Raw genomic sequence first — 13,177 nt, forward strand, 5'->3', positions numbered from 1 at the left:
GATAAGTCATGTGATTCTCGCCGCTTGCGGCCAGATTCCATTCGAAATTACTTTTGTGATCACACTTTTTCACGCTGTGATCACAAATTTTCGTTTTTCGGTGTCTTTTGTCGCAGTTCGTCAAAAACCCTTTTTCACAACGCCTCAGCGCGGGCAATAACGGTTCAAACGTAGCTGAACGGGACAATCGACATGAACATCCACGAATATCAAGCAAAAGCGCTGTTGCGCTCTTACGGCGCACCGGTTTCCGACGGGCGCGTTGTGCTCAAGGCCGAAGACGCAAAAACAGCCGCGGGTGCGCTTGACGGGCCATTGTGGGTGGTCAAGGCGCAGATCCACGCCGGCGGGCGCGGCAAAGGCAGCTTCAAAGAAGCGGACGCGGGTGAAAAAGGCGGTGTACGTCTGACGAAATCTGTCGAGGAAGCTTCCGAGGAAGCGAAAAAGATGCTGGGCCGCACGCTGGTCACGCATCAGACCGGCCCCGCGGGCAAGCAAGTCAACCGCATCTATATCGAAGACGGCTCAGGCATCGAAACAGAACTTTATCTGGCCCTGCTGGTAGACCGCCAGACCAGCCGAATTTCCTTTGTCTGCTCGACTGAAGGCGGCATGGACATCGAAGAGGTCGCAGCCGAAACACCGGAAAAAATCCTGAGCTTCTCAGTCGATCCCGCCACCGGGTATCAGGCTTATCACGGGCGCCGCATCGCGTTCATGCTCGGGCTGGAAGGCAAGCAGATCAAGCAATGCGTCGCGCTGATGGGCACGCTGTATAAAATGTTCATCGAAAAAGACATGGAGATGCTCGAAATCAACCCGCTGATCGTCACGGACAGCGGCGAGTTGAAATGCCTTGATGCCAAGATGGGCTTTGACGGCAACGCAGTCTACCGCCACCCTGACATCTCGGAATTGCGCGACGTGACCGAAGAAGACCCCAAAGAGCTTGAGGCGTCCAAATACGACCTCAACTACATCGCGCTCGATGGCGAGATCGGCTGCATGGTCAACGGTGCGGGGCTCGCAATGGCAACGATGGACATTATCAAGCTGTACGGCGCAGAGCCTGCAAACTTTCTTGACGTAGGCGGTGGCGCAACCAAGGAAAAAGTAACCGAAGCCTTCAAAATCATCACCTCCGACCCCAATGTCAAAGGCATTCTGGTCAACATCTTTGGCGGCATCATGCGCTGCGACGTCATCGCCGAAGGTGTGGTTGCTGCGGTAAAAGAAGTGGGCCTGAAAGTGCCGCTGGTCGTGCGTCTTGAGGGCACAAACGTGCAGCAGGGCAAGGATATCATCAACAACTCGGATGTTGATGTAATCGCCGCTGACGACCTCAAAGATGGTGCCCAGAAGATCGTAAAAGCGGTCAAGGGCTGATCCATTGCACCACCGCGACGCAGCAGAGCAGATGCTTTTGGCGACGGGAGGCGAAATGCCCGTGGCCAAGACACCTGCGCGCGCGTCGCGGGCGAAATTTCTGTGCGCGGGGCGCATGTTAATGCGCACCGCTGCGATGTCATGCCTGATACTTGCATCGCCAGCAGCGGCGCAGTCGCAAGCAGAGTTGTCCCGACTGTGGGATAATTTCATGCGGGTGTGCCCGCTAGTGCTGACCGACCCGAACGCCTATGTGCAGACGCTGGCGATACCGGGGCCGAACGGCGAACCGGTCGTGCATCAGTCCGCAGACGGCCGTGTGACCGAATTTGACACGACCATTTCAGGCGATTTCCATCACGCTGTGATTGTGGTGGTAGGCAAGCATCAGGAATTGGGATGCGGCTTTACCAGCAATCCGATGTCCGCCCTGAACGCGCAGTCGAACCCGGTGGATGGCAACCAGTTCTTTCAGCAAACCGTCGCCCGGTACGAAAATCTGGATATCTCGGGCGGCAAGGTGTCTAAACAGCTGTCGATCGGTCAGGGCCCTGTCGAGACCGACGATTACTACCAGTACTATGTCACCGGGCTTGTCCCCGATGTGGATACCGTGACGCAGGTGATTTTCGGACAAGGCTTTTACGCGCTTCACATGCACCGCTATATGATTGCAGAGGCCGCGCAATGATCCGCGCTGCTCTGATATCCGCGGGCCTTGCGGCCCCCGCCGTGGCCGGCGCGACAGCTGATCAGGCGATTGCGAGCTTTAATGCCGTCTGCTTCAAGGCCGGCCAGACGGCAGAACAGGCACGGGCACGCATGCAAGACCGCGACGGCACACCGCTGCCCTACCGCCTGACGTTCTGGGACAAAACGCTCGAGCCTGCCCCCGGCACGCCCATGGGGCTTGATCGCCACTGCGAGGTCAGCTTTCACGGCGACCACCGCGCAACGGCAATCGCCGCGCTCAAGGCACAGATGGCCAAGCCTCCGGTATTCGGGTTTGAGATTGACCTGCCAGCCACGCATCAGCGCGACGCGACAACCGGCTTTATTCAAGGGCGCGAACTGCTTCGTGGTCGCAAGGCGGTCGTGCAGGTCGGGGTGCGCCCCCGCGACGGTGCTGTTGAGACCTTCATGAATGTAGAGCGGCTGACCCCAGCCGCCTCGGCAGAATGAGCGGCGCCATGCAGGAAACCACAAGCGCCCAAACCGTGTATGTTGAGATGATCAATCTGGAACGTGATACAGAGCGGCGCGCGCATATGACCCGCGCACTGGCCGAAGCAAGCGTTGACGCCCACATGCCCGCGGCGTTTGACCTGCGCACGGCACCTGAGGGTGTGCTGGACAAATATACCAGCGCGGAAGGTCCGTGGGGGCAGTTGCCGGATCAGGATCGCGCCTGCACCATCAGCCACATGCGCAGCTGGCAGCGGTTTCTCGACAGTGATGCCACCCACTGCCTCATTCTCGAAGACGACATTCACATCTCGTCCGAACTGCATCTGTGGCTTGATGATCTTGGGTGGTGGCCCGAAGATGCAGATGTGGTCAAGATCGAACGCTGGCGCGGACGCGCGTTCAAGGTCCTGCTCCAGCGCCACAGCAACCACCTCGGCAGGCATATCTCGCGGCTTTTGTCGCGGCACGTCGGCGGCGCCGGATACATGCTGACCCGTACGGCAGCCCGGAAACTGATCGACAGCGCGCCTTACGGCATTGCGGTCGACAACCTGCTGTTCAATCAGAATGCCTCTGCGGTGGCGCGCAGCCTCAAGCTTTATCAGGTGCACCCCGCGCTTATCACACAGGGCAATGAGCCGCCCAACCGCCCGGCACCCACCGCACCGCGCCGGATCCGGCCAACAGGCTGGGCACTCGTGCGCCAAAAAGCCAAGCGCGGCTATTACGAGGTGGCCTACCCGCTCAGCAGCATTCTCAAACTGCTCGGCGGCCGGGCACAGATCAAAGCGGTGGATTACAAAGCGGAGGCAATGCAATGACCTCAGTTGCCGCTTCCACACCGCATAAGAACGGCGCAAGCCGCGCCTACGCTTATATCGGCGCCGCAATCACGCTTGCTATATTTGCCGGCCTGTCACTGACACCGGCCTCCTTCTACAAGCCGCTGATTTCCGAAGGCCGCCCGATCGAGTCACTTTCGACGGTGATGTACTTCGTCGCGGCCCTGCTCCTGCTGGCCCGCCTCCGGAGCCACTGGCCCTTTGTCGGTGTGCTGGTGTTTTTCGGCCTGCGCGAAATGGATATGGACAAGCGGCCCTTCACCGAAGGTCTTTTCAAATCACGGCAGTATCTCGGCGATACCGTCGATCTGCCAGAGAAACTTTTGTCTGCCGTCATCCTGATCCTGCTGATCACGATTGTGGTCGTTGCCATGAGGCGCGCAGTTGCCACGCTGCGCACCCGGGGCCTTGATGGCGTGTCGCTCTGCGTGCTGACCGGCCTCTTCCTTGGGTTTACGGCAAAGATGATGGACGGTCTGGGCCGTAAACTCGCGCCTTGGGGCATCGACGTGCCCACCCATATCGAAGACATCGCCACGCTGTACGAAGAGGTGGCGGAAATGGGAATGGCACTCTGCCTGCTCCTGGCCTGCGTGGCTGTTCTGCGCGCCGGACGTGAAAGAACGGAGGCCCCATGACAAACCCTCCATCCACATTGAAAAAACTGACACAGGCCGCAACCGTGGTGCTGGCGATTGGCGCACTGGCCGCCTGCGAGACGACCACGACCAGCCCCGACAGCGGGCCAGACACGTCAGGCAGCGCTCGCACGTCAGAGACGGCGACCGCCGCGGCTCCAAGCCCTGTCGTTCAATCCGGCAGCGGCCGCGTGCAGCGCGCCGCCGATGCGGCACCGGGAGAGCGGCCAGTGCCTGCCGCCCGCGCTGTGCAGTACTATTCGGCGCTGTGCGGACAGGCCGCCAACGGCCGCCGCGCGGTCGAAGCCGCCGCAGGGGCCAACGGTTTTGTTCAGAACACGAAAACGGGCACCTACTATCACCCGCAGGACAATCTTTCGGTGAAACTGACAGAAAACATCTGCTCGATGGTCTTTGCATCAGAATCGGCATCATCGTCGGTGCTGGCCTCTTTCAACGGGCTGAGCGGCACGCTGGCGACCACCCGCGCACGCGATCAGGGAATACGACAGGGCAAAAACTATTACAGCGCAGCACTGCCGCTTTGAACGGCGGGCTGCGGGCAATGCAATCAACGGGGCCACGCGCGCCCCAAAGGGACAGAACAGAAGAAAGGACGCCAGATGGCTGTACTGATAGACGAAAACACCAAGGTGATTTGCCAGGGCCTCACAGGATCGCAGGGTACCTTCCACACCGAACAGGCCATCGCATACGGCACCAAGATGGTGGGCGGCGTTACCCCCGGCAAGGGCGGCCAGACACATCTCGATCTGCCTGTCTTCAACTCCGTGCATGAGGCCAAGGCCAAGACCGAAGCGAATGCGAGCGTGATCTATGTCCCTCCCCCATTTGCAGCCGACTCGATCCTCGAAGCCATCGACGCAGAGATGGAACTGATCGTCTGCATCACCGAAGGCATCCCGGTGCTCGACATGATGAAAGTGCAACGCGCGCTCGAAGGTTCGGCAAGCCGCCTCATCGGCCCGAACTGCCCCGGTGTCATCACGCCGGACGCCTGCAAGATCGGCATCATGCCCGGCCACATCCACAAGCGTGGCTCCTGCGGTGTTGTCTCACGTTCCGGCACGCTCACCTACGAGGCGGTCAAGCAAACCACCGATCTGGGCTACGGCCAGTCCACTGCGGTTGGCATCGGCGGCGACCCGATCAAGGGCACCGAGCATATCGACGTGCTCGAAATGTTCCTCGCCGACCCCGAAACTGAATCCATCATCATGATCGGCGAAATCGGCGGCTCTGCCGAGGAGGATGCCGCTCAGTTTCTCGCCGATGAGAAAAAAGCAGGCCGCTGGAAGCCGACAGCAGGTTTCATCGCGGGCCGCACAGCGCCTCCCGGACGTCGCATGGGCCACGCGGGTGCCATCGTCGCGGGCGGCAAAGGCGGCGCCGAGGACAAGATCGAAGCCATGCGCGCCGCAGGCATCGTTGTGGCCGACAGCCCTGCGACCTTGGGCGAAGCAGTGCAGGAAGCCATTTCGAAAGGCTGATTTTGCTTAACGCGCCAACATATCACCACTGGAAGGCCCGAGGTACGATTCCTCGGGCTCTCCGGCGTGGCCGCCTGATGGCAGGAGGGCAATCATGACCTTCTCCCAAGCCGTCATCAGTTGCCTGCGCCAGTATTTCACCTTCTCCGGCCGTGCGCCGCGATCTGAATACTGGTGGTTTTTCCTGTTCTGCCTGCTGGGCGGCTTTGTTTTTGGCATTATCGAGGGCTTCATCAACGGTGCGACCCGCACCGAAGACGGCCCGACACTTTTGACAGGCGCATTCAACATTGCGACGTTCATCCCCAGCCTCGCGGTAGGCTGGCGACGGATGCACGATACCGGCCGTTCGGGGCTTTACCTGTTCTACCCGCTCTTTGCGATCATCGGATTTGCAACGTTCCTCGGCATGTTTGCCGGACCGGCCATCGAAGGCGGCGACTTCAGCCAGCTGTCCGGCGTTGTGGGCTTGGTGGCGATCATTGCGACGATCATCGTGATCGTCTCCCCCTTTATCGTGCTCTACTGGCTCACCCGCCCGTCTCAACCCGGCCCGAACCAATACGGACCCAACCCCTATGAGGTACCCCAATGACTGATCATCCCCAAAACGATCAATTCCACGCCTCGAGCTTCATGCAAGGGCATAACGCCGAATACCTCGAACAGATGTACGCGCGCTACGCCAACGATCCTGCAGCAGTCGACGAAGCATGGGCCGCGTTCTTCAAGGCCATGGGCGACGATGAAGTATCGGTCAAGCGCGAGGCCGAAGGACCAAGCTGGGCGCGCACAGACTGGCCCCCGCAACCCGCCGATGATCTTACCGCGGCGCTGACCGGCGAATGGGCGCCCGAGGCCGAGGTCAAAGCCGTCACCAAGGCGATCAAGGGCAAGGCGTCAGAGAAACAGGTTGAAATCACCGAAGAAGCCATCAAACGCGCCGTGCTCGACAGTATCCGCGCGCTGATGCTCATCCGTGCCTACCGGATCAGAGGCCATCTCGTGGCCGATCTTGACCCATTGGGCATGCGCCAGACGACACCGCACCCCGAGCTTGATCCGAAATCATACGGCTTTACCGAGGCCGACATGGACCGCCCGATCTTTATCGACAAGGTGCTGGGGCTCGAAATGGCCTCGATGCGCGAAATCATGGCGATTGTTCAGCGCACCTATTGCGGAACCTTCGCGCTGCAGTACATGCACATCTCAAACCCCGAAGAGGCGGGCTGGCTGAAAGAACGCATCGAAGGCATGGGCAAAGAGGTGCAGTTCACCCGCGAGGGCCGCAAGGCGATCCTGTCCAAGCTCGTCGAGGCCGAAGGTTTCGAAAAATTCCTGCACGTCAAATATATGGGCACCAAACGCTTTGGCCTTGATGGCGGCGAAAGCCTCGTGCCCGCCATGGAACAGATCATCAAGCGCGGCGGCGCATTGGGCGTGCGCGATATCGTGATCGGGATGCCGCACCGTGGCCGCCTGTCGGTTCTGGCAAACGTGATGGCAAAGCCCTACCGCGCGATTTTCAACGAATTTCAGGGCGGCAGCTTCAAACCCGAAGACGTGGACGGCTCGGGCGACGTGAAATACCACCTTGGCGCCTCATCCGACCGCGAATTTGATGGCAACTCGGTGCACCTGTCACTGACGGCGAACCCCTCTCACCTTGAGGCGGTAAATCCGGTCGTTCTGGGCAAGGCGCGCGCCAAACAGGACCAGAACAACGACGATCAGCGCACCAGCGTAATCCCGATCCTGCTACACGGGGACGCAGCCTTTGCCGGGCAAGGCGTCGTGGCAGAGTGTTTTGCCCTGTCGGGTCTGAAAGGCCACAAGACCGGCGGCACGATCCACATTGTTGTGAACAACCAGATCGGCTTTACCACGGCACCGCACTTCAGCCGCTCCAGCCCCTACCCCACAGATAACGCGCTGGTGGTCGAGGCGCCCATTTTCCACGTAAACGGCGACGATCCCGAAGCGGTAGTGCACGCGGCCAAAGTCGCCACCGAGTTCCGCCAGAAATTCCGCAAGGACGTGGTCATCGACATCTTCTGCTACCGCCGGTTCGGGCATAACGAAGGCGACGAGCCGATGTTCACCAACCCGATCATGTACAAAAAGATCAAGGGTCACAAAACCACCTTGAGCCTCTATACCGAACGGCTGGTCAAGGACGGGCTGATCCCCGAAGGCGAAATCGAGGACATGAAGGCGGCGTTTCAGGCCTACATGAACGAAGAGTTCGAAGCGGGCAAGGAATTCCGCCCGAACAAGGCCGACTGGCTCGACGGGAAGTGGTCCCACCTCGACAAGCAGAAACAGAAGTATCAGCGCGGCAAGACCGCCATCTCCAAGAAAACCATGGAAGAGATCGGCAACGCCCTGAGTACGGCACCCGAAGACTACCCGCTGCACAAAACCGTCGGGCGGCTTCTCGATGCGAAAAAGGCGATGTTTGCCAACGGCGAGGGCTTTGACTGGGCCACGGCAGAGGCACTGGCCTTTGGCTCGCTGCTGACCGAAGGCTACCCGGTCCGTCTGTCCGGTCAGGACAGCACGCGCGGCACCTTCAGCCAGCGCCACTCGGGTCTGGTGAATCAGAACACCGAAGAACGCTACTACCCGCTCAACAACATCAAATCCGGTCAGGCTCAGTACGAAGTCATCGACTCGATGCTGTCGGAATACGCGGTGCTCGGGTTCGAGTACGGATACTCCATGGCCGAACCGAACGCACTGACACTGTGGGAGGCGCAGTTCGGCGACTTTGCCAACGGTGCGCAGATCATGTTCGACCAGTTTGTCAGTTCGGGGGAAAGCAAATGGCTCCGGATGTCGGGCCTTGTCTGCCTCCTGCCGCACGGCTTCGAAGGTCAGGGGCCAGAGCACTCCTCGGCGCGGCTGGAACGGTTCCTGCAGATGTGCGGACAGGACAACTGGATCGTGGCCAACTGCACGACGCCGGCCAACTACTTCCACATCCTGCGCCGGCAAATCCACCGCAGCTTCCGCAAACCGCTGATCCTGATGACGCCGAAGTCGCTGTTGCGCCACAAGCTCGCGGTATCCAAGGCCGAGGAGTTCCAGACAGGTTCGTCGTTCCACCGCGTGCTTTGGGATGACGCACAGCAGGGCAATTCCGACACCAAACTGGTCGCAGACAGCAAGATCAAACGCGTGGTCATGTGCTCGGGCAAGGTCTATTTCGATCTGCTCGAAGAGCGGGACGCGCGCGGCATCGACGACATCTACCTGATGCGGGTCGAGCAATTCTACCCCTTCCCTGCACAATCCGCGGTCAAAGAGCTGGAACGCTTCAAGCAGGCCGAAGTGATCTGGTGTCAGGAGGAGCCAAAAAACCAAGGCGCCTGGACGTTCATCGAACCAAACCTCGAATGGGTTCTCAGCCGTATCAAAGCCAAGCATCCGCGCCCGCGTTACGTGGGCCGCGCCACATCCGCTTCGCCCGCCACGGGCCTGGCAAGCCAACACAAAGCACAGCAAGCCGCTCTCGTGAACGAAGCGCTTACGATTGAAGGGAAATAACTCATGACCACTGATGTACGCGTACCCACTCTGGGCGAGTCCGTGACCGAGGCGACCGTCGCCACATGGTTCAAAAAACCCGGCGAAACCGTCGCGGTGGACGAGATGCTGTGCGAGCTGGAAACCGACAAGGTGACGGTCGAGGTGCCTTCGCCGGTTGCCGGGCAACTGGCGGAAATCGTCGCAGCCGAAGGCGATACCGTGGGCGTTGATGCCCTGCTGGCCACGATCTCCGAAGGCGACGCCGGATCGGATGCAGCGCCCAAAGGGAAAGAAAGCGCCAAGGACGACGCCCCCGCTGCGGCAGCGCGCACCGGCAGCGGCGGTGGCGACGGGGCCGCTGTGGACGTGATGGTGCCTACCTTGGGCGAAAGCGTCACCGAGGCTACGGTCTCCACATGGTTCAAAGCCGTCGGCGATACCGTCGCGCAGGACGAAATGCTCTGTGAGTTGGAAACCGACAAGGTCTCCGTCGAGGTGCCCGCACCTGCCGCCGGAACGCTGACAGAAATCATCGCCGCCGAAGGCAGCACCGTGGCGGCAGGTGGCAAACTCGCGGTGATGACCTCGGGTGCCGGCGGTGCCACAGCACCTGCCGAGGCCGCCCCGGCAGACACACAATACACCACGCCAGCCGCGGGCACCGATGGTTCCATGGCAAAGGACATCGAAAACGCCCCTTCCGCGAAAAAGGCCATGGCCGAGGCGGGCCTCTCCGCCGATCAGGTCACCGGCTCGGGCCGCGACGGTCGCGTGATGAAGGAAGACGTGCAAGCCGCCATCGCCGCGGCAGGCTCAGCCGCCAAGGGTGCGACACCTGCACCGGCCGCTGCGCCACGTGCGCCCGTCTCTGCCGACGACGCCGCGCGCGAGGAACGTGTCAAAATGACCCGCCTGCGCCAGACCATCGCCAAACGTCTGAAAGACAGCCAGAACACAGCAGCCATGCTGACCACCTACAACGAGGTCGACATGACCGAGGTCATGGCGCTGCGCAACGAATACAAAGACCTGTTCCTGAAAAAACACGGCGTGAAACTGGGCTTCATGTCCTTCTTCACCAAGGCCTGCTGCCACGCGCTTAAAGAAGTGCCCGAGGTGAACGCCGAAATCGACGGAACGGACATCGTATACAAGAACTTCGTGCACATGGGCATCGCCGCGGGCACGCCAACAGGCCTTGTGGTGCCGGTCATTCGCGACGCCGACAGCATGTCGTTCCACGCCATCGAACAGGCTATTGCCGAAAAAGGCGCACGCGCGCGCGATGGCAAACTCAGCATGGCCGAAATGCAGGGCGGCACCTTCACCATCTCAAACGGCGGGGTCTACGGCTCGCTGATGAGCTCGCCCATCCTCAACCCGCCCCAGTCGGGCATCCTCGGGATGCACAAGATCCAAGACCGCCCCATGGCGATCAACGGCAAGGTCGAAATCCGCCCGATGATGTATCTGGCGCTTTCCTACGATCACCGCATCGTCGATGGCAAAGGGGCCGTGACATTCCTCGTCCGCGTCAAGGAAGCACTCGAAGATCCGCGCCGCCTGCTGATGGACTTGTAAGCTGATCCGGCCGGGTCCAATGGGGCGGCGCGCAGTCAACCCTGCGGGCCTGCCTCAAGGCCTACCGCCTGCCGCCAGACCGCAACAAACGCCGCATACTGCAACCGTGAAACAGAAAAGTGAGTAAGACATGACCGAAATCACCATCCTTGTTCTTTACGGCTTCCTGGTCATCATTACGCTGCTGATGCAGGCCACAGGAGCCATGACCCAGCTTGGCATGGGCTACCTGCTCTCCAGCCGGGATGAAAACCGCACGGTCTCCGGTATCGCCGGACGCCTCGAGCGGGCGCTGAACAACTCCATCACCGCGATGGTGCTCTTCGCCCCCGCCGTACTGCTGATCATCGTCACCGAAAGCTCGACGCCGCAGACCGTTCTGGCTTGTCAGGCCTTTCTGATCGCCCGACTGGTGTACCTGCCCGCTTACGCCTTCAAGCTGACCGGCATACGTAGTCTGGCGTGGACGGTCGGGCTGCTGTCTACCGCACTGCTCTACTTTCTGGCACTCTGATGCCGGACGCGTTGACATTGCGCACCTGCAATAAGGCCCGCCGCGCCTTTGCCTGGCCGGACCTGACATGACACCAGAGCTTACCGCACTGACAATGGCCGCATTGCTTCAGGTCGCGCAGTTCGCCGCATATTCGGTCACCGCCAACCGGCAGGTCGGCCCGAAAAAGGCGATGGGGCCGCGCGATGAGCCTGTGCATCTTTCCGGCACGGCAGGGCGGCTTCAACGCGCGATGAACAACCACTTCGAGGGGCTGATCCTGTTTACCATCGCCTGTGTTGTCATCGCGCAGTCTGGCCAGTCGACCGGCTTCACAACTGCCTGCGCGTGGGTCTATCTCGCGGCGCGCGTGGCCTACGTCCCCGCCTATGTGCTGGGCCTCGCACCCTGGCGATCGGTTATCTGGCTGGTCGGCTTCGGTGCGACAGTGCTCATGTTAATCGCCGGACTGGTTTGATGTCTCATTCTTACCAGTCTCCAAACCCACCGCGCGCTGCGCACCGACGAATTACCGACGTAACACCGACGCGATACAGACGCGCTCTGAACGTCCTGAACTAGAGGAAACACACCATGGCAAGCTACGACGTCATCATCATCGGTTCCGGCCCCGGCGGCTATGTCTGCGCGATCCGCTGCGCGCAACTTGGCCTGAAAACTGCCTGCGTCGAGGGGCGCGAGACACTGGGCGGGACCTGTCTGAATGTCGGCTGCATCCCCTCCAAGGCGCTGCTGCATGCCTCGCACATGCTGCACGAAGCCGAACACAATTTCGCAGCCATGGGCCTCAAGGGCAAAAGCCCCTCCGTCGATTGGAAGCAAATGCTTTCCTACAAGGAAGATACCATTGGCCAAAACACCAAAGGCATCGAATTTCTGTTCAAAAAGAACAAGATAGACTGGCTCAAGGGATGGGGCTCCATCCCCGAAAGAGGCAAGGTCAAAGTCGGTGACGAGGTGCATGACGCCAAGAACATCATCATCGCCTCCGGCTCGGAGCCGGCGTCTCTGCCGGGTGTCGAGGTCGATGAAAAGGTTGTCGTCACCTCCACCGGTGCGCTGGAACTGGGCAAGGTGCCCAAAAAGATGGTGGTCATCGGCGCCGGTGTGATCGGTCTTGAGCTTGGGTCGGTTTACAAACGTCTGGGCTCCGAAGTGACCGTGGTGGAATTCCTCGACGTAATCACCCCGGGCATGGACGGCGAAGTACAAAAGACCTTCCAAAGAACGCTGAAGAAACAAGGCCTTGAGTTCATCATGGGCGCGGCGGTGCAAAAAACCGAAAGCACCAAGACAAAGGCCAAAGTGCACTACAAACTGCGCAAGGATGACAGCGAGCACGTGCTGGACGCAGATGTCGTTCTGGTCGCCACCGGGCGCAAACCCTTTACCGAAGGGCTGGGGCTTGACGCATTGGGCATAAAGATGTCCCCGCGGGGACAGATCGAAGTAAACGACAAGTGGGAAACCAATGTGCCGGGCGTCTATGCCATTGGCGACGTGATCGACGGGCCGATGCTGGCGCACAAGGCCGAAGACGAGGGCATGGCTGCGGCCGAACAGGTGGCGGGCAAGCACGGTCACGTGAATTACGGTGTGATCCCCGGCGTCATCTATACCCACCCGGAGGTGGCCAACGTCGGTGCCACCGAAGAATCGCTGAAAGAGGCCAGCCACGACTACAAGGTCGGCAAGTTCAGTTTTATGGGGAATGGCCGGGCCAAAGCCAACTTTGCGGCCGACGGCTTCGTGAAAATCCTTGCGGACAAAAGCACAGACCGCATTCTCGGGGCACATATCATCGGGCCTGCGGCGGGAGATCTCATCCATGAAATCTGCGTCGCCATGGAATTCGGGGCATCCGCCGAAGATCTGGCGATGACCTGCCATGCGCACCCGACCTATTCCGAGGCCGTACGCGAAGCCGCTCTGGCCTGTGGCGACGGGCCGATCCACAGCTAGGCGGCATCGGCTTGCCCTGCG

The 13,177-nt window shown here is 60.4% G+C and carries 13 protein-coding genes; all 13 read left to right on the forward strand.

The features are described 5' to 3' along the window. Positions 1 to 192 precede the first annotated feature (192 nt). A complete protein-coding gene (gene sucC / locus AC2D8V_RS11960) occupies positions 193 to 1,386 on the forward strand; it encodes an ADP-forming succinate--CoA ligase subunit beta (protein WP_484733751.1) in 1,194 nt (397 codons plus the stop codon). Positions 1,387 to 1,417: 31 nt separating this feature from the next. Next, positions 1,418 to 2,077 carry a hypothetical protein gene (locus AC2D8V_RS11965; RefSeq protein ID WP_484733752.1) on the forward strand — a complete coding sequence of 220 codons (660 nt, stop codon included), beginning with the start codon at positions 1,418 to 1,420 and terminating at the stop codon, positions 2,075 to 2,077. Continuing rightward, the gene (locus AC2D8V_RS11970; RefSeq protein WP_484733753.1) at positions 2,074 to 2,568 is read left to right on the forward strand and encodes a hypothetical protein; all 495 of its coding nucleotides are present in this window, start codon (positions 2,074 to 2,076) and stop codon (positions 2,566 to 2,568) included. Before AC2D8V_RS11965 ends, AC2D8V_RS11970 begins: the two co-directional genes overlap by 4 nt. Before the next feature lie 8 nt (positions 2,569 to 2,576). Beyond that, positions 2,577 to 3,395 carry a glycosyltransferase family 25 protein gene (locus AC2D8V_RS11975; RefSeq protein WP_484733754.1) on the forward strand — a complete coding sequence of 273 codons (819 nt, stop codon included), beginning with the start codon at positions 2,577 to 2,579 and terminating at the stop codon, positions 3,393 to 3,395. After that, on the forward strand, positions 3,392 to 4,054 hold the full coding sequence (locus AC2D8V_RS11980; RefSeq protein WP_484733755.1) for a hypothetical protein: 663 nt from the start codon (positions 3,392 to 3,394) through the stop codon (positions 4,052 to 4,054). The genes AC2D8V_RS11975 and AC2D8V_RS11980 overlap by 4 nt, the downstream gene beginning before the upstream one ends. Next, positions 4,051 to 4,602 (forward strand): hypothetical protein, encoded by a 552-nt coding sequence (locus AC2D8V_RS11985; protein WP_484733756.1) that lies wholly within the window; start codon positions 4,051 to 4,053, stop codon positions 4,600 to 4,602. Before AC2D8V_RS11980 ends, AC2D8V_RS11985 begins: the two co-directional genes overlap by 4 nt. A gap of 75 nt (positions 4,603 to 4,677) precedes the next feature. Next, positions 4,678 to 5,565, forward strand: a complete 888-nt coding sequence (gene sucD / locus AC2D8V_RS11990) for a succinate--CoA ligase subunit alpha (protein WP_484733757.1) — start codon at positions 4,678 to 4,680, stop codon at positions 5,563 to 5,565. Between the two features lie 94 nt (positions 5,566 to 5,659). Next, entirely contained in the window at positions 5,660 to 6,160 is a 501-nt protein-coding gene (locus tag AC2D8V_RS11995) for a DUF805 domain-containing protein (protein ID WP_484733758.1), read from the forward strand. Further along, positions 6,157 to 9,117, forward strand: a complete 2,961-nt coding sequence (locus AC2D8V_RS12000; protein ID WP_484733759.1) for a 2-oxoglutarate dehydrogenase E1 component — start codon at positions 6,157 to 6,159, stop codon at positions 9,115 to 9,117. The genes AC2D8V_RS11995 and AC2D8V_RS12000 overlap by 4 nt, the downstream gene beginning before the upstream one ends. 3 nt (positions 9,118 to 9,120) lie before the next feature. After that, positions 9,121 to 10,680: a 2-oxoglutarate dehydrogenase complex dihydrolipoyllysine-residue succinyltransferase gene (odhB, locus tag AC2D8V_RS12005; RefSeq protein ID WP_484733760.1), complete on the forward strand. Its 1,560-nt coding sequence runs from the start codon at positions 9,121 to 9,123 to the stop codon at positions 10,678 to 10,680. Positions 10,681 to 10,810: 130 nt separating this feature from the next. Further along, the gene (locus tag AC2D8V_RS12010; protein WP_484733761.1) at positions 10,811 to 11,194 is read left to right on the forward strand and encodes an MAPEG family protein; all 384 of its coding nucleotides are present in this window, start codon (positions 10,811 to 10,813) and stop codon (positions 11,192 to 11,194) included. 67 nt (positions 11,195 to 11,261) lie between these two features. Beyond that, positions 11,262 to 11,651, forward strand: coding sequence for an MAPEG family protein (locus tag AC2D8V_RS12015; protein WP_484733762.1), 390 nt, complete (start codon positions 11,262 to 11,264; stop codon positions 11,649 to 11,651). 116 nt (positions 11,652 to 11,767) lie between these two features. After that, the gene (gene lpdA / locus AC2D8V_RS12020) at positions 11,768 to 13,156 is read left to right on the forward strand and encodes a dihydrolipoyl dehydrogenase (protein WP_484733763.1); all 1,389 of its coding nucleotides are present in this window, start codon (positions 11,768 to 11,770) and stop codon (positions 13,154 to 13,156) included. Positions 13,157 to 13,177: the final 21 nt, after the last annotated feature.

Source organism: Roseobacter sp. YIN89, assembly GCF_057219365.1.